Source organism: Streptomyces xanthophaeus (assembly GCF_030440515.1).
Taxonomy (GTDB): Bacteria; Actinomycetota; Actinomycetes; order Streptomycetales; family Streptomycetaceae; genus Streptomyces; species Streptomyces kutzneri.
On record NZ_CP076543.1, the window covers coordinates 6003309 to 6017424 of the forward strand.

The window sequence follows — 14116 nt, forward strand, 5'->3', positions numbered from 1 at the left end:
GCGACGCCGAACGTCACCGCAACCACCACGATGGCGGTCAAACACGGCGGTCACGGGCACGGTCACGGGCACGGGCACCATCACCACGGCCACCATCACCACAACCACTGTCACGGCCACTGGAACTGGGGCGGGAGCTGGGACTGGTAAGCCTGCGAGACGGGAAGAAGTCATCGTCGACATGAACCGTTGAGTTCCGGTCCAGGCCGTGTGGCGAAGCCGTACGGCCTGGACCGCCGAACGCGCAGGGTGCAAGTACCTCGATCTTGTTGCCGGTTGTGTGATCGAAAACAATGGACGCATGACCACACGTGCCCGTTCCTTCGACGCAGCAGCCGCTTCGTACGCGGCCCACCGCCCCAGCTACCCCCCGGCGCTCTTCGACGCCGTCGAGTCCCTCACCGGGCGCCCGCTCGCCGGGTCCCGGGTGGCCGACGTGGGAGCCGGCACCGGGATCGCCACCGCGCTCCTGCACCAGCGCGGGGCCGAGGTCGTCGCCGTGGAGCCCGGGGACGGAATGGCCGCCCAGTTCCGCCGCACCTGCCCCGGGATCCCGATCGTGCGCGGCGACGGGGACCGGCTGCCGCTGGCCACCGGCGCGTTCGACCTGCTCACCTACGCCCAGGCCTGGCACTGGACCGACCCGGCCCGCTCCGTGCCCGAGGCCCGGCGGGTGCTGCGCCCCGGCGGCGCGCTCGCGCTCTGGTGGAACGACACGGACGCCACCGTGCCCTGGATCGCCGAACAGGAGGAGCGGCTCCGGGCCTTCTTCGGGGTCGAGGGGGAGACCCACCGCACCCTGCCCGAAGGGCTCGGTGAGTTCACCACCCGGTCCGTGACGTGGACCCGGCGCATCACGCTGGACGACCACCTCGCCAACCTCGCCAGCCACTCCGCCTTCCTGGTCCTGGGCGAGGAACGCACCCGCGCGTACTTCGCGGGGGAGCGGGAGCTGCTGGACCCGCTCTTCCCGGACGGCATCGTCGAGGAGCAGTACGTCGTGAGCCTCAGCGTCGCCGTGGTGTGAGCGAGCGCAGGACCTCGGCCCGGCAGGCCGACGGCGTTCCCCAGGCGTCCCGCAGGGGGCGGGCCTTGCGCAGCCACAGGGACAGGTCCAGCTCCTCGGTGTAGCCCACCGCACCGTGGAGCTGGAGCGCGGTCGTCGCCGCCCGGTAGGACGCCTCGCCGGCCGCCAGCTTCGCGGCCGCCACCTCGCCCGGGTCGAGCGACAGCGCCGCCGCCCACACCAGCGGGCGGGCGAACTCCAGGTCGAGCAGGGTGTCCGCCAGCCGGTGCTTCACCGCCTGGAAGGCCCCGATCGGCGTCCCGAACTGCGTGCGCTGCTTCACGTACTCCACCGTCCTGGCCAGCAGCGCCTCGCCGACGCCCAGGCACTGGGCCGCCGTCAGCAGGCGGGCCCAGCGTCCGGCCGCCTCGGCCGCCCGGGCCACCGCCGGGCCCGCGGCCAGCAGTTCACCCGCGCCGGCCGGCGGGCGGGACAGCCGGCGTGCGGGGTCCGTCGACCGGAGCGACCCACCCGCCGAGCCCGCGCCGCCGTCCGCCCCGTCCGCCACGTCCGCCCCGTTCACCACGCGCAGTTCGCCCGCCGGGGACACCGTGAAGCAGTACGTCGCCGCGTCCGCGTCCAGGGCGTACGGGCTCCCGCCCGGCAGGGTCAGCGTGGCCGAGGTCCCGCCCTGCGCCAGCCCCGGCAGGAACCGCTTGGCGAGCGCCTCGTCCGCCACCTCCGCCAGCAGCACCGACACCGCGGCGCTCTCCACCACCGGCCCCGGCACCCCGGCCCGGCCCAGCTCCACGAAGCCGAGGGACAGCTCCGCCGGGAGCAGGCCCGCCCCCTCGTAGGGCTCCGGGACGGCCAGCGCGAACAGCCCCGTCCCCGCGAGCCGGGACCACACCGTCCGCCCGGGCCCCGCGTCGCCGTCCGCCCAGGCCCGTACCGCCGCCGGTACCTGTGCCGAGCCCAGCAGGGAGCGCAGCGTACGGGCGAAGTCCGACTGCTCGTCGGTCAGCAGGAAGCGCATCAGCGGCGGCCCTTCGGGAGGCCGAGCAGCCGCTCGGCGATGATGTCGCGCTGGATCTCGTTCGTCCCCGCGTAGATCGGCCCGGCCAGGGAGAACACCCACGGCTCGGCCCACTCGCCCTCCGCGAGCTCCGCGTCCGGGCCCAGCAGGTCCAGCGCCGTCTCGTGCAGGGCGATGTCGTACTCGGACCAGAACACCTTGTTCAGGCTGGACTCGGCGCCGATCGTCGCGCCCGCCGCGAAGCGGGAGGCGTTCGCCCAGGTGAACAGCTCGTACGCGCGGGCCCCGACCACCGCGTCCGCCACCCGGTCCCGCAGCGCGGTGTCGGACGGGTCCCCGTGTTCGCGCCACAGGCCGACCAGCCGGTCCGCCGCGGCCAGGAAACGGCCGGGGGAGCGCAGGGTCAGCCCGCGCTCGTTGCCGGTCGTCGACATGGCGATCCGCCAGCCCTGCCCGGGCTCCCCGATCACGTCCTCGTCCGGTACGAAGACCTGGTCCAGGAAGATCTCCGCGAAGGCCGGCTTGCCGTCGAGCCGCCCGATGGGCCGCACCGTCACCCCCGGCGCCCGCAGGTCGAACATCAGGTACGTCAGGCCCTGGTGGGGTTTGGGGGTGTCCGGGTCGGTGCGGAAGATCCCGAAGGCGCGGTCCGCGAAGGCCGCCCGCGAGGACCAGGTCTTCTGCCCGGTCAGCAGCCAGCCGCCCGCCGTGCGGACCGCCCGCGACGTCAGCGAGGCCAGGTCGGACCCGGACCCGGGCTCCGACCAGGCCTGCGCCCAGATCACCTCGCCGCTCGCCATCGACGGCAGGACCCGCGCGCGCTGCTGCGGGCTCGCGTGGTCGAAGAGGGTGGGGGCGAGGAGGCTGATGCCGTTCTGCGAGACCCGGCCGGGCGCGCCCGCGGCCCAGTACTCCTCCTCGAAGACCAGCCACTTGACGATGTCCACGCCCCGGCCCCCGTACTCCTCGGGCCACGAGACCACCGACCAGCGCTCCGCGTGCAGCAGCGCCTCCCACTCCCGGTGCGCCGCGAAGCCCGCGGCCGTCTCCAGGGAGGGAAGGGGCCGGGCCGGGACATGGGTGCGGAGCCAGTCGCGGGCCTCGGCCCGGAAGGCCTCCACGTCCGCCGTGTGGGTGAGTTCCATCAGGTGTTCGCCTCCTTCAGGGCGGCGATGCCGATGCCGCCGAGCGAGTCCCCCGCCGTCTCCGCGTCGTGCGCGTGGGCGAGGTGGTGCAGGCCGACCTCGTCCTCGCTCGCCACGATCAGGTCGCAGACCCGGGCCGGCATCAGGCCGCCCGCCGCACAGGCGCCCCGCCCCGAGGAGGTCACCGGCTTCGGCAGCTCCCGCCGGCGCCGGCACATCCCCAGGCACACCTCCGGCTCGCGCGCGCAGCGGGACTCGGCGCCCGGCCGCCCGGTGTGGTCCCACCACAGGCCGGCCCGCCGCTCGAAGGGCAGGTGGGCGTCGTCCTCGGCGGCCCGGTAGAAGGCGTCGTCCAGCGCGTACGTCATCGCGCTGTTCTGCGCGTTGCGGCGGCGGGGGCGGTTCGAGCGGTCGTGGGGCCTGCGGTCGTCGGGCATGCGGCGTCCATCCTTCACGAGCGAGCTTCCCTAACAAGTGTTTGGTAGGTTAACGTACGGCCATGAGCAGCGTCGAGGAGTTCCGCACCGGGGTCCGGGGGTGGCTACGGGCCCACCTCACCGGCGAGTTCGCCGGCCTCGAGCGCCGCGGCGGCCCGGCCGCGAGCTCGAAGCCCCCGCCGCACTCGCCCGCGCCGACGGGGCCCTCGCCGACCCGCTGACCCGCGACCGCCTCGTCCAGGCCCTGCGCCATCTCATCGCCGAGCGGATCCTCGGCCTTCCCAAGGAGGTACCGGCGTGACCGCTCCCGACTATGTCCCCGGGCACGGACTGCTGAAGGACCGCACCGCCGTCGTCACCGCCGCCGCCGGGGCCGGCATCGGCGGGGCCACCGCCCGCCGCCTCCTGGAGGAGGGCGCCCGCATCGTCATCGGAGACGCCCACGCCCGCCGTCTGAAGGAGACCGAGGAGGCGCTCGCCGCCGAGTTCGGCGCCGACCGCGTCACCTCCCTGCCCTGCGACGTCACCGAAGAGGACCAGGTCCAGGCCCTCTTCGCGCTCGCCGAACACACCCACGGCCGCCTCGACATCGTCGTCAACAACGCCGGCCTCGGCGGCACCGCCGCCCTCGTCGACATGACCGACGACCAGTGGTCCCGCGTCCTCGACGTCACCCTGAACGGAACCTTCCGCTGCACCCGCGCCGCCCTGCGCGCGTTCAAGTCGTCCGGCGGTGGCGGCGGAGTGATCGTCAACAACGCCTCCGTCATCGGCTGGCGCGCCCAGACCGGCCAGGCCCACTACGCCGCCGCCAAGGCCGGGGTGATGGCCCTGACCCGCTGCGCGGCCCTGGAGGCCGCCGAGTTCGGCGTACGCGTCAACGCGGTCGCCCCGAGCCTGGCCATGCACCCACACCTGGTGAAGGTCACCAGCGAGGAGCTCCTGGCCGAACTCACCGCCCGCGAGGCCTTCGGCCGCTACGCCGAACCCTGGGAGGTCGCCAACGTCATCGTCTTCCTGGCCAGCGCCTACTCGTCGTACATGACCGGCGAGACGGTCTCGGTCAGCAGCCAGCACGCCTGACGGATGCCTTGGCCGAGAATGGACGCGTGCCAACGAACAAGCCGACATCCCAGAAGAAGCCCCAGGTGACGGCCTCCCCCGAACGGCGTCGTGAACTCCTCGACACCGCCGCCGAGGTCTTCGCCGCGCAGGGCTACAACGCCACCACCGTCCGCAAGATCGCCGACGCCGCCGGCATGCTCGCCGGCAGCCTCTACTACCACTTCGATTCCAAGGAATCGATGCTCGACGAGATCCTCTCGGCCTTCCTGACCGAACTGTGGGACGGGTACGACACCGTCCTCGCCGCCGGTCTCGGCCCCAGGGAGACCATCGAAGCCCTCGTCACCGAGTCCTTCCGGGAGATCGACCGGCACCGCGCCGCCGTCGCCATCTACCAGAAGGAGTCCCGCACCCTCTCCGCCCAGCCCCGCTTCCACTACCTGTCCGACTCGCAGCAGAAGTTCGAGAAGGCCTGGCTCGGGACGCTGGAGCGGGGCGTCGAGGCCGAGGTCTTCCGCGCCGACCTCGACATCCGCCTCACCTACCGCTTCGTGCGCGACACGGTGTGGGTGGCGGCCTCCTGGTACCGGCCGGGCGGACAGCACAGCCCCGAGGAGATCGCCCGTCAGTACCTGTCGATGGTGCTGGACGGGATCGCACTGCGCCCCACCTGACCCACCGACCCGACCGTCTGAGGAGTTCCGATGCCCGAGGCCTACATAGTCGATGCGGTACGCACGCCCGTCGGGCGGCGGGGCGGCGGTCTGTCCGCCGTCCACCCCGCCGACCTGGGCGCACACGTCCTGAAGGCACTGATCGAGCGGTCCGGGGTGGACCCGGCCGCCGTGGAGGACGTGGTGTTCGGCTGCCTCGACACGGTGGGGCCGCAGGCGGGGGACATCGCCCGGACCGCCTGGCTGGCGGCCGGCCTGCCCGAGGAGGTCCCCGGGGTCACCGTCGACCGCCAGTGCGGGTCCTCGCAGCAGGCCGTGCACTTCGCGGCGCAGGGCGTCCTGTCCGGCACGCAGGACCTGGTGGTCGCGGGCGGCACCCAGAACATGTCGATGATCCCGATCGCCTTCGCCTCACGGCAGGCGGCGGAGCCCCTCGGTCTGGACGAGGGACCGTACGCGGGCTCGGCGGGCTGGCGGGCCCGGTACGGGGACGCCCCGGTGAACCAGTTCCACGGCGCCCAGCTCATCGCGCAGAAGTGGGGGATCACCCGGCAGGACATGGAGGAGTTCGCGCTCCGCTCCCACCGGCGGGCGGTCCGCGCCATCGACGAGGGCCGCTTCGCGCGCGAGACGGTGGCGTACGGGGACGTGAGCGTGGACGAGGGCCCGCGCCGGGACACGACCCTGGAGAAGATGGCCACCCTCAAGCCGGTGGTCGAGGGCGGCACCATCACGGCGGCCGTCTCCTCGCAGGTCTCGGACGGTGCGGCGGCCATGCTGATCGCCTCCGAGCGGGCGGTACGGGAACACGGCCTGCGGCCGCGCGCCCGCATCCACCACCTCTCGGTACGGGGCGAGGACCCCATCCGCATGCTGTCCGCGCCGATCCCGGCCACCGCCCACGCGCTGAAGAAGACCGGCATGTCGCTGGCCGACATCGACCTGGTGGAGATCAACGAGGCGTTCGCCCCGGTGGTGCTGGCCTGGCTGAAGGAGACCGGGGCCGACCCGCAGCGGGTCAACGTCAACGGCGGCGCGATCGCGCTCGGCCACCCCCTGGGGGCGACCGGGGTGAAGCTGATGACCACCCTGCTGCACGAACTGGAACGCACCGGCGGCCGCTTCGGCCTCCAAACCATGTGCGAGGGCGGCGGCCAGGCCAACGTGACGATCATCGAGCGGCTGTAGCCGTCCGGGCCGGCCCGCCGGTCACTCCGGCAGCAGCGCGAAGCCGAGGAGCACGGCCGCCTCGACGCGTACCGAGCCCGGAGTGAGGGCGCCGTCCTCCTCGGGGTCCCCGCCCTTGCGGCGGCCGTGGCTGTAGCTGCCCATCGACTCCGGGTCGACGTCCTCGATGTGGATGACCGGCCCCAGCCGCACCCCGCACGCCTGCGCGTACACCTCGGCCTTGCGCCGGGCGGCCGCCACCGCCCGGCGCCGGGCCTCGTCCCGCATCGCGGGCTTGTCCTCCACCTCGAACCGCACGGCGTCGACGCGGTTCGCGCCGGCCGTCACCGCGTCCTCGATCAAAAGCTCCAGCCCGGCCAGCTCCTCCGTCCGCACGGTGTACGTGGCCTCGCAGCCGTAGCCGTGGAAGGTCCGGTCCGCGCCGTAGCCCTTGTACTGCGAGGAGAGCTGCAGCCGTGAGCCGGACACGTCGGAGTCCGGTACGCCGTGCTCACGCAGGACGTCCCGCAGCCGGGTGACCGCCGCGCCCGCCTCGGCGAAGGCCGCCTTCGGGGTCGGGGCGAGGAGATCGACCGCCAGGTCCACGTGGGCGTGCCGGGGTTCGGCGGACACGCTGCCCGCGCCGAGCACACTGAGCCCCCAGGGCTCCTTGATCGCTGCCATTCCATGATCAAACCAGCTGGGGTGGGCGGCCGCCAGGGGCTTGTGCCGCCCGTACGGCCCGTACCGGCCGGCCCGGTCCGACCCGTAGGGATGAATCTTTTCGCCGTCGGCGGAGCCGGGCCGCCCGGTCGGGCCGGGCGGCCGGAAGGCTCGGGACCGCCCACGACCCAAGGGGGGCGGGGGCTCCGGCCCCCGGACCACCCCCACCGGGCCGGCCGGCACACCGCAGGCCGGCGGGGCGGAGGGTGCAGGTCACACCCCTCGCCCCGGGACTCCCCGCAGCGAGGTGTGCTAGCTTAGAGCTCGTTGCAGTTGTGGTACCCATGAACTTTATGTGCGCCTGACGGGAATGCTCCGCAGGCGCTTTTATTGTTTTGCCGGAATCTCCGGATGGGGCCCTTTGCCGCCTATTCAGGAGATTTAAAATGGCACTTGGCACCGTGAAGTGGTTCAACTCGGAAAAGGGCTTCGGCTTCATCGAGCAGGACGGTGGCGGCCCGGACGTCTTCGCCCACTACTCGAACATCGCCACCCAGGGCTTCCGTGAGCTCCAGGAGGGCCAGCGCGTGTCCTTCGACGTCACCCAGGGCCAGAAGGGCCCCCAGGCGGAGAACATCATCCCCGCCTAAGTTCTTCAGCATGCCGGGGTCCGCACCGCGAGGTGCGGGCCCCGGCTTGTCTGCTGTTTCGACCTTTGTTTTACCTGCCGGTTTCAGGAGGGCTTTCTCGCATGACCAGCTCCAGCTCCGCACGACCCAGCCGCCGCCCCACCCGGGGTCGAGGTGCGGCCCAGGGGCGTCCGAAGTCTGGCGCGGGACGGCAGAAGTCCGCGCCCGTTGCCCGGCCCCAGGAATTCACCATGCCCGAGCCGATCGCCCCGGCGCTGCCGCCGGTCGAGTCGTTCGGGGACATGGACATGCCCGAGGCGCTGCTGAAGACCCTCGCCGCCCAGGGCGTCACCGAGCCGTTCCCGATCCAGGCCGCGACGCTGCCGAACTCCCTCGCCGGCCGTGACCTGCTCGGCCGCGGCCGTACCGGCTCCGGCAAGACGCTGGCCTTCGGCCTGGCGCTGCTGGCCCGTACCGCCGGCCGCCGCGCGCAGCCGAAGGCGCCGCTCGCGCTGGTCCTCGTACCGACCCGTGAGCTCGCGCAGCAGGTCACCGACGCCCTGGCCCCGTACGCCACGGCCGTCAACCTGCGCATCGCGACCGTCGTCGGCGGCATGTCGATCAACCGGCAGTCGGGCGCCCTGCGCCGCGGCGCCGAGGTGCTCGTCGCCACCCCCGGCCGCCTGAAGGACCTCATCGACCGCGGTGACGCCGACCTCTCGCAGGTCTCGATCACCGTCCTCGACGAGGCCGACCAGATGACCGACATGGGCTTCATGCCGCAGGTCACGGCGCTGCTCAAGCAGGTCGAGGCCGGCGGTCAGCGGATGCTGTTCTCGGCGACGCTGGACAAGAACATCGACAAGCTCGTCAAGATGTTCCTGACCGACCCGGTCGGCCACTCCGTCGACCCGTCGGCCGGTGCGGTCACCACCATGGAGCACCACGTCCTGTACGTCATGGACGAGACCGACAAGAAGGCCGTGGCGACGCGTATAGCCGCTCGCGACGGCCGGGTGATCATGTTCGTCGACACCAAGCGCGGGGTCGACCGCATGGTCAAGAAGCTGCTGGCGGACGGCGTACGCGCCTCCGGCCTGCACGGCGGCCGCTCCCAGCCGCAGCGCAACCGCACCCTCGACTGGTTCAAGACGGGCGAGGTCACCGCGCTGGTCGCCACCAACGTCGCGGCCCGCGGCATCCACATCGACGACCTCGACCTGGTCGTCAACGTGGACCCGCCCACCGACCACAAGGACTACCTGCACCGCGGCGGCCGTACCGCCCGGGCCGGCGAGTCCGGCAGCGTGGTCACCCTGGTCCTCCCCGACCAGAAGCGGGACATGACCCGGCTGATGTCGGACGCCGGGATCTCCCCGCGCACCGCGCAGATCAAGTCCTCCGACGAGGAACTGGCCCGGCTGACCGGCGCCAAGGAGCCTTCGGGCATCCCGGTCGTGCTGGAGGTTCCGCAGCCGACCGCGCCCAAGCAGCGTTCCGGCTCCGGTGCGGGCTCCGGCGCGCGCCGCCGCTCGGGCGGCGGGCCGCGCACCGGTGCCGCCACGGGCGGCGCTCCGGCGGCCGGCGGTCGTAGCCGCCGTTCCGGCGGGGGCGCCTCCGGGCAGGCCCCGGCGGCCTCCGGTTCGGGCCAGGCCCGGCGCGGCGGCCAGGGCGGCGGCGCGGCGGCCGGCGGCTCCGGCGAGCGCGGCCGGCGCGGGACGGGCGCCGCCGGCGGCGGTGCGGCCGCGGCTTCCTCGCGCAGCCGGGTCGGCTCCGGGGGCCAGGGCCGCCGCCGGGCGGTCTGACCCCTCACCGCACACACACGACGACGCCGGGCAGCGCGGGAAGCGCTGCCCGGCGTCGTGCTGTCCGCTGCGCTGCCGCCGCCGCTACCGGACCATCTTGGCCTGCAGCTTCGCCAGGGTCCGCAGATCCAGGCCGAGGCCCTGGGTCAGGTAGCCGTAGAAGCTGCCGTAGTCGGCCTCCAGCTGCGCCGTCGCCGCGTCCAGGTAGTCCTGGCGGACCTCCTGGAGCGGGATCAGCAGGTCCGGGTTCTGCATCCGGCCCGACTGCTTGAGGCCCGCCCGCACCCGGGCGTCGTAGGCGCCGCGGAAGGTGTTCGACGCCAGGTAGTCGCGCTCCGCGGTGTCCTCGGGGACGGCGAGGGCGCGCAGCAGGACGTAACTCATCCAGCCGGTCCGGTCCTTGCCGGACGTGCAGTGGTACAGGACCGGGCCCTGCCGGCCGTCGGCGATCTCCCGCAGGGTCGCCGCGAACTGCGCCCGGTTCTCGGGGCTGCTCACGAAGGTGCGGTAGATGTCGCGCATGTAGGCCTCGGCGCGGCCGCCGCCGAGCATCTGCTCCTGGACGACGGGATCGCCGCTGCCGATCGCGCCGACGAGGGTTCCGTAGAGGCCGAGGTCACTGACGGCGCGCGAGGTGGGGGAGAGCCCGGTGGGCAGCCGGTCGGCGCCGTCGTACTGGAGCTCCATCGGAATGCGGAAATCGACGACCTTCGTGAGGCCGAGACCGGTGACGGTGGTGACGTCGGCGTCGGTCAGCTTGCTCAGCGCGTCGGAGCGGTAGACCAGCCCCTGGCGGACCTGGCCGCCGGTCCAGGTGCGGTAGCCGCCGATGTCCCGGAGGTTGACGGCGCCCTGGAGGGGGATCTGGCGAATCGTTTCGGCTTGCTGCTGCTGGTGGTGCCGGGCGCTGACCCCGGCTCCGGGCGCCGCCGCCGCGTACGCGGAGGCGGGCAGGGTCCCGACGGCGAGAGCGGCGGCGCCCGCCGCTCTCGCCAGGCGGATGCGGGCACGGCTCATAGGGGCGACTCCTGTGACGGAGAAGGGGGATCACCCTGGTGGTGGCAGGGTGCGGAGCGAGTGCAGTGCTTCGAGTGCTTCCAGTGCCTGTTGTGCTTCGGCCATGACGCGGGAGACGAGCTCCGCACAGGACGGAAGATCGTCGATCACCCCCGCGACCTGGCCCGATGCCATGACGCCGAGGTCCGTACGGCCCTCGACCATGGACGCCTTGAGGAGCATCGGGGTGTTCGCGGCGAGCAGGACCTGGCTCCAGGACAGGTCCTTGCCGTGTTTCATCGCGAGACCGTCGCGGACCATCTGCGGCCAGCTCAGCCCGGACAGCTTCCGGAAGCCGGCCGCGTGCCGGACCGCCCGGACCAGGGCCCGGGCGCGGCCCGCACGCTCCAGGGAGTCGACCAGCTCGGTACGCAGCATGCGGTGCGGCAGCCCGTCGACGGCCGTGGTGACGGTGACGTCCTTGACCGTGGCCTTCAGGTACTCGGCCTTCACGGCGTCCGGGACGGTCGAGTCCGAGGTCAGCAGGAACCGGGTGCCCATGGCGATGCCCGCGGCCCCGTACGCCAACGCGGCGACCAGCCCGCGCCCGTCGCTGAAGCCGCCCGCCGCGATCACCGGGATGTCCACGGCGTCCACGACCTGCGGCAGCAGCACCGTCGTGGCCACCTCCCCCGTGTGACCGCCGCCCTCGCCGCCCTGCACGATCACCGCATCGGCGCCCCACGCGGCCACCTTCTCGGCGTGCCGCCGCGCCCCGATCGACGGGATGACGACCACGCCCGCGTCCTTGAGCCGCCCGATCAGCTCCTTGGAGGGCGCCAGCGCGAACGAGGCGACCCGCACCCCCTCGTCGATGATCAGCTGGACGCGCTCGGCCGCGTCCCCGGCGTCCGCCCGCAGATTGACCCCGAAGGGGGTCCCGTCCGGCGTGCGGGACTTGACCTCGCTCACCGCCGCACGCAGCTGGTCCAGCGTCATCGTGGCCGAGGCCAGGATGCCCAGCGCCCCCGCGTCGGCCGCGCCCGACACCAGGCGGGGGCCGGCGACCCAGCCCATGCCCGTCTGCACGATCGGGTGCTCGACACCGACCAGCTTCGTGAATGCCGTCTCCATCGGATCAGCCCCGCACTTCGCGGTCGCGCAGCCCCTTGGGGTCGATCACCTCGCGGATCAGCCGCAGCTCGTCCGGCGTCGGCTCCCGCGTGTACGGGACCTCCCCGGCGGCGGCCAGCTCGAACCCGGTGGCGGCCCGGACCTCCTCGACGGTGACCCCGGGGTGCACGGAGACCAGCCGCATCGCGTGGCCGGGCCCGGCGAAGTCGAGGACGCCGAGATCGCTGACCACCCGGGGGAGACGGTGGAAGCGGGTCACCCCGGCCGCCTCCGCACGGTCGTAGCCGACCCCGCTGACCATGTCGACGCGCTCGACGAACACCCGCTTCGAGTGCTTGGGCACCCAGTAGCTCACCGGGTTGTTCAGGGTGTTCACGGGGGCGCCGCGCACCCCGAGGAGCTGGCGGGCCGGCCGCTCCCAGTCGCCGATGCACGAGATGTTCTGATTGCCGAACCGGTCGATCTGGCTGGCGCCCATCATCACGTGCCGCCGGCCGCCGGTGACCATCGTCAGGTGGCGCCGGTACGGGAGCCAGCCCTCGGCCGTGCCGTCGAGCCCGACGAGCATCGCCTCGCCGTCGGTCAGCAGCAGGTCGGGGGAGAAGGTCCGCTTCGCGAGCCGGGCCCCGAAGGAGGGGATCAGGCCCATCGGGCTGGCGAGCACCTCGCCGTTGCCGCGCCAGGCCTCGGCGCAGGCGATCACGCAATACTCGGCGCGGGAGACGGTGCGGGGCGCGGTGCTGGTGGCGTCGGTGGTCGTCACTGCTGCTCCTCGTGCCAGGTCCGGACCGCCAGCTGGTAGTCGTGCTCGCCCGCCCCGGACAGGAAGCGGTCGGCGAACTCGTCCCAGGGGGTGGCCGCGTACAGCTTCTGGAAGGCCTCGTCGCGGTCGTAGTCGGGGACGCAGGAGGTGAAGTGCGCGCCGTTCGGGGTCTCCACGACCCCGGTCACGGAGTGCCGGCTGACGAGGAGGGACTGCGGGGGGCCGGACTTGGAGAGCTCGGCGGTCTCGACGAGCTGTTCGCAGGAGACGTAGGCGGCGTCGGCGGCCTCGCAGAAGAGGTCGTCGAAGTAGGGGTCCGGGCCCAGGTACTGGGCGTTGCCGAGGCGGTCGGCGCGGTTGAGGTGGACCAGGGCGGCGTCCATGCGCAGGGCGGGGACGGCGACGAGCTCCTCGCCGTCGTCGTAGGGGGAGGTGACCGTGCGCAGCTCCGGGTTGACCCGCATCACGTCGGAGCCGAGGCCCGCGCGGACGGGGAGGAAGGGGAGCCGGTTGGCGGCGGCGTGCAGGCCCCACATGAACATGGCCTCGTCGAGCTCGGTGAGGGTGAAGGCGGCGCGCTCGCGGGCGGCCCGGAAGTGCGGCTCCAGCGGGATGGAGTCGAGGGTGGCGAAGGGGGCGACCAGTCTGCGGATCCGGCCGGCGGCGGCCAGCAGGCCGACGTCGGGGCCGCCGTAGGAGATCACGGTGAGATCGGTGATCTCGGACCGGAGCAGTGCGCGCACCAGGGCCATGGGCTTGCGCCGGGATCCCCAGCCGCCGATGCCGATGGTCATCCCGCTGTGCAGCTGCCCGACGACCTCCTCGGGGGTCATGGACTTGTCGGTCATGCGCGCTCTCCCTTCCCGAAGGTGTCGCGGACCCGGTCGGCCACCCCGCTGAGGTTGGCCTCGAAGGTGAAGCCCTGCTCGAAGCGGTAGCTGCGGCGCACGTCCACGGGGTCGATCCCGTTGATGGCCGCCTTGGCGAGCCGGATCAGGTAGCCGTCCTTCTTCGCGATCTCGGCGGCCAGCTCCAGGGCGGCGGCGCGCAGTTCGCCGCGCGGGACCACCTTCCAGACCGAGCCGTGGGCGTGCAGTTCGGCGGCGGTCGCGGTGCGCGAGGTGTAGTACAGCGCGCGCATCAGGTGCTGCGGGACCAGCCGCGCCAGGTGGGTGGCGGCGCCGAGCGCGCCCCGGTCCAGCTCGGGCAGCCCGAAGGTGGCGTCCTCGGAGGCGACGATCGCGTCGGCGTTGCCGACGAGCCCGATGCCGCCGCCCAGGCAGAACCCGTTCACGGCCGCGACGACCGGCACCTCGCACTCGTACACGGCGGCGAAGGCCTCGTAGCAGCCCCGGTTGGCGCCGACCAGGGCGGCGTGTCCGGTGTCGCGCTGCATCTCCTTGATGTCGACGCCGGCGTTGAAACCGCGGCCCTCGGCGGCGAGGACGACGCACCGGATCTCGGGGTCGCGTCCGGCCGCCCGCAGGGCGTCGGCGAGGTCGTACCAGCCCTGCACCGGGAGCGCGTTGACGGGTGGGAAGTCGACTGTGACGAGTGCGATGCCCTTGTCGGGGCTTGAGGTGGAGACACCCATGA

Annotated in this window: 16 protein-coding genes; 7 read left to right on the forward strand and 9 right to left on the reverse strand. The window is 73.0% G+C overall.

Going from position 1 to position 14116, the window contains the following annotated elements; genetic code table 11:
- The first annotated feature begins 301 nt into the window (after window positions 1–301).
- Complete coding sequence (locus KO717_RS26735) at window positions 302–1027, forward strand: class I SAM-dependent methyltransferase (protein ID WP_301371746.1); 726 nt, start codon at window positions 302–304, stop codon at window positions 1025–1027.
- On the opposite strand, the gene KO717_RS26740 is transcribed toward KO717_RS26735, so the two are convergent.
- Genes KO717_RS26740 through KO717_RS26750 form a run of 3 tightly spaced genes read right to left on the reverse strand, consistent with a single transcriptional unit; the run spans window position 1008 to window position 3624 of the window.
- Window positions 1008–2042, reverse strand: a complete 1035-nt coding sequence (locus KO717_RS26740; protein WP_301371747.1) for an acyl-CoA dehydrogenase family protein — start codon at window positions 2040–2042, stop codon at window positions 1008–1010. The two genes, KO717_RS26735 and KO717_RS26740, sit on opposite strands and share 20 nt — an antisense overlap.
- Window positions 2042–3187, reverse strand: coding sequence for an acyl-CoA dehydrogenase family protein (locus KO717_RS26745; RefSeq protein WP_301371748.1), 1146 nt, complete (start codon window positions 3185–3187; stop codon window positions 2042–2044). The genes KO717_RS26740 and KO717_RS26745 overlap by 1 nt, the downstream gene beginning before the upstream one ends.
- Window positions 3187–3624 (reverse strand): hypothetical protein, encoded by a 438-nt coding sequence (locus tag KO717_RS26750; RefSeq protein ID WP_301371749.1) that lies wholly within the window; start codon window positions 3622–3624, stop codon window positions 3187–3189. Before KO717_RS26750 ends, KO717_RS26745 begins: the two co-directional genes overlap by 1 nt.
- A gap of 62 nt (window positions 3625–3686) precedes the next feature.
- Here KO717_RS26750 and KO717_RS26755 point away from each other — a divergent pair, with 62 nt between their 5' ends.
- The 4 genes from KO717_RS26755 to KO717_RS26770 all read left to right on the forward strand — a co-directional run bounded on the left by KO717_RS26755 (window position 3687) and on the right by KO717_RS26770 (window position 6551).
- The gene (locus tag KO717_RS26755; protein ID WP_301371750.1) at window positions 3687–3845 is read left to right on the forward strand and encodes a hypothetical protein; all 159 of its coding nucleotides are present in this window, start codon (window positions 3687–3689) and stop codon (window positions 3843–3845) included.
- 76 nt (window positions 3846–3921) lie between these two features.
- Window positions 3922–4707, forward strand: a complete 786-nt coding sequence (locus KO717_RS26760; protein WP_301371751.1) for an SDR family oxidoreductase — start codon at window positions 3922–3924, stop codon at window positions 4705–4707.
- Window positions 4708–4733: 26 nt separating this feature from the next.
- The gene (locus KO717_RS26765) at window positions 4734–5363 is read left to right on the forward strand and encodes a TetR/AcrR family transcriptional regulator (RefSeq protein WP_301371752.1); all 630 of its coding nucleotides are present in this window, start codon (window positions 4734–4736) and stop codon (window positions 5361–5363) included.
- 30 nt (window positions 5364–5393) lie between these two features.
- Window positions 5394–6551, forward strand: coding sequence for an acetyl-CoA C-acetyltransferase (locus KO717_RS26770; protein WP_301371753.1), 1158 nt, complete (start codon window positions 5394–5396; stop codon window positions 6549–6551).
- Between the two features lie 21 nt (window positions 6552–6572).
- Here KO717_RS26770 and KO717_RS26775 read toward each other — a convergent pair whose 3' ends face one another.
- On the reverse strand, window positions 6573–7214 hold the full coding sequence (locus tag KO717_RS26775) for an SIMPL domain-containing protein (RefSeq protein ID WP_301371754.1): 642 nt from the start codon (window positions 7212–7214) through the stop codon (window positions 6573–6575).
- 425 nt (window positions 7215–7639) lie between these two features.
- Here KO717_RS26775 and KO717_RS26780 point away from each other — a divergent pair, with 425 nt between their 5' ends.
- Both KO717_RS26780 and KO717_RS26785 read left to right on the forward strand, forming a co-directional pair.
- Window positions 7640–7843 carry a cold-shock protein gene (locus KO717_RS26780; RefSeq protein ID WP_030010141.1) on the forward strand — a complete coding sequence of 68 codons (204 nt, stop codon included), beginning with the start codon at window positions 7640–7642 and terminating at the stop codon, window positions 7841–7843.
- A 101-nt stretch (window positions 7844–7944) separates the two neighbouring features.
- Complete coding sequence (locus KO717_RS26785; RefSeq protein ID WP_301371755.1) at window positions 7945–9627, forward strand: DEAD/DEAH box helicase; 1683 nt, start codon at window positions 7945–7947, stop codon at window positions 9625–9627.
- A gap of 84 nt (window positions 9628–9711) precedes the next feature.
- Here KO717_RS26785 and KO717_RS26790 read toward each other — a convergent pair whose 3' ends face one another.
- From KO717_RS26790 to KO717_RS26810, 5 genes are read right to left on the reverse strand one after another with little or no spacing between them, the layout of a single operon-like run.
- The gene (locus KO717_RS26790; RefSeq protein WP_301371756.1) at window positions 9712–10644 is read right to left on the reverse strand and encodes a tyrosine-protein phosphatase; all 933 of its coding nucleotides are present in this window, start codon (window positions 10642–10644) and stop codon (window positions 9712–9714) included.
- A gap of 30 nt (window positions 10645–10674) precedes the next feature.
- The gene (locus KO717_RS26795; RefSeq protein WP_301371757.1) at window positions 10675–11757 is read right to left on the reverse strand and encodes an NAD(P)H-dependent flavin oxidoreductase; all 1083 of its coding nucleotides are present in this window, start codon (window positions 11755–11757) and stop codon (window positions 10675–10677) included.
- A gap of 4 nt (window positions 11758–11761) precedes the next feature.
- Window positions 11762–12520 (reverse strand): CoA-transferase subunit beta, encoded by a 759-nt coding sequence (locus tag KO717_RS26800; protein ID WP_301371758.1) that lies wholly within the window; start codon window positions 12518–12520, stop codon window positions 11762–11764.
- Entirely contained in the window at window positions 12517–13368 is an 852-nt protein-coding gene (locus KO717_RS26805; RefSeq protein WP_301371759.1) for a CoA transferase subunit A, read from the reverse strand. The genes KO717_RS26800 and KO717_RS26805 overlap by 4 nt, the downstream gene beginning before the upstream one ends.
- A complete protein-coding gene (locus tag KO717_RS26810; RefSeq protein ID WP_301371760.1) occupies window positions 13365–14114 on the reverse strand; it encodes an enoyl-CoA hydratase family protein in 750 nt (249 codons plus the stop codon). The genes KO717_RS26805 and KO717_RS26810 overlap by 4 nt, the downstream gene beginning before the upstream one ends.
- Between the last annotated feature and the right edge of the window lie 2 nt (window positions 14115–14116).

Coding starts and splice junctions, on each gene's coding strand:
- KO717_RS26740 (WP_301371747.1), bottom strand. CDS start 2,042: ATGCGCTTCCTGCTGACCGACGAGCAGTCGGACTTCGCCCGTACGCTG.
- KO717_RS26735 (WP_301371746.1), top strand. CDS start 302: ATGACCACACGTGCCCGTTCCTTCGACGCAGCAGCCGCTTCGTACGCG.
- KO717_RS26790 (WP_301371756.1), bottom strand. CDS start 10,644: ATGAGCCGTGCCCGCATCCGCCTGGCGAGAGCGGCGGGCGCCGCCGCT.
- KO717_RS26745 (WP_301371748.1), bottom strand. CDS start 3,187: ATGGAACTCACCCACACGGCGGACGTGGAGGCCTTCCGGGCCGAGGCC.
- KO717_RS26750 (WP_301371749.1), bottom strand. CDS start 3,624: ATGCCCGACGACCGCAGGCCCCACGACCGCTCGAACCGCCCCCGCCGC.
- KO717_RS26775 (WP_301371754.1), bottom strand. CDS start 7,214: ATGGCAGCGATCAAGGAGCCCTGGGGGCTCAGTGTGCTCGGCGCGGGC.
- KO717_RS26795 (WP_301371757.1), bottom strand. CDS start 11,757: ATGGAGACGGCATTCACGAAGCTGGTCGGTGTCGAGCACCCGATCGTG.
- KO717_RS26785 (WP_301371755.1), top strand. CDS start 7,945: ATGACCAGCTCCAGCTCCGCACGACCCAGCCGCCGCCCCACCCGGGGT.
- KO717_RS26770 (WP_301371753.1), top strand. CDS start 5,394: ATGCCCGAGGCCTACATAGTCGATGCGGTACGCACGCCCGTCGGGCGG.
- KO717_RS26805 (WP_301371759.1), bottom strand. CDS start 13,368: ATGACCGACAAGTCCATGACCCCCGAGGAGGTCGTCGGGCAGCTGCAC.
- KO717_RS26755 (WP_301371750.1), top strand. CDS start 3,687: ATGAGCAGCGTCGAGGAGTTCCGCACCGGGGTCCGGGGGTGGCTACGG.
- KO717_RS26810 (WP_301371760.1), bottom strand. CDS start 14,114: ATGGGTGTCTCCACCTCAAGCCCCGACAAGGGCATCGCACTCGTCACA.
- KO717_RS26780 (WP_030010141.1), top strand. CDS start 7,640: ATGGCACTTGGCACCGTGAAGTGGTTCAACTCGGAAAAGGGCTTCGGC.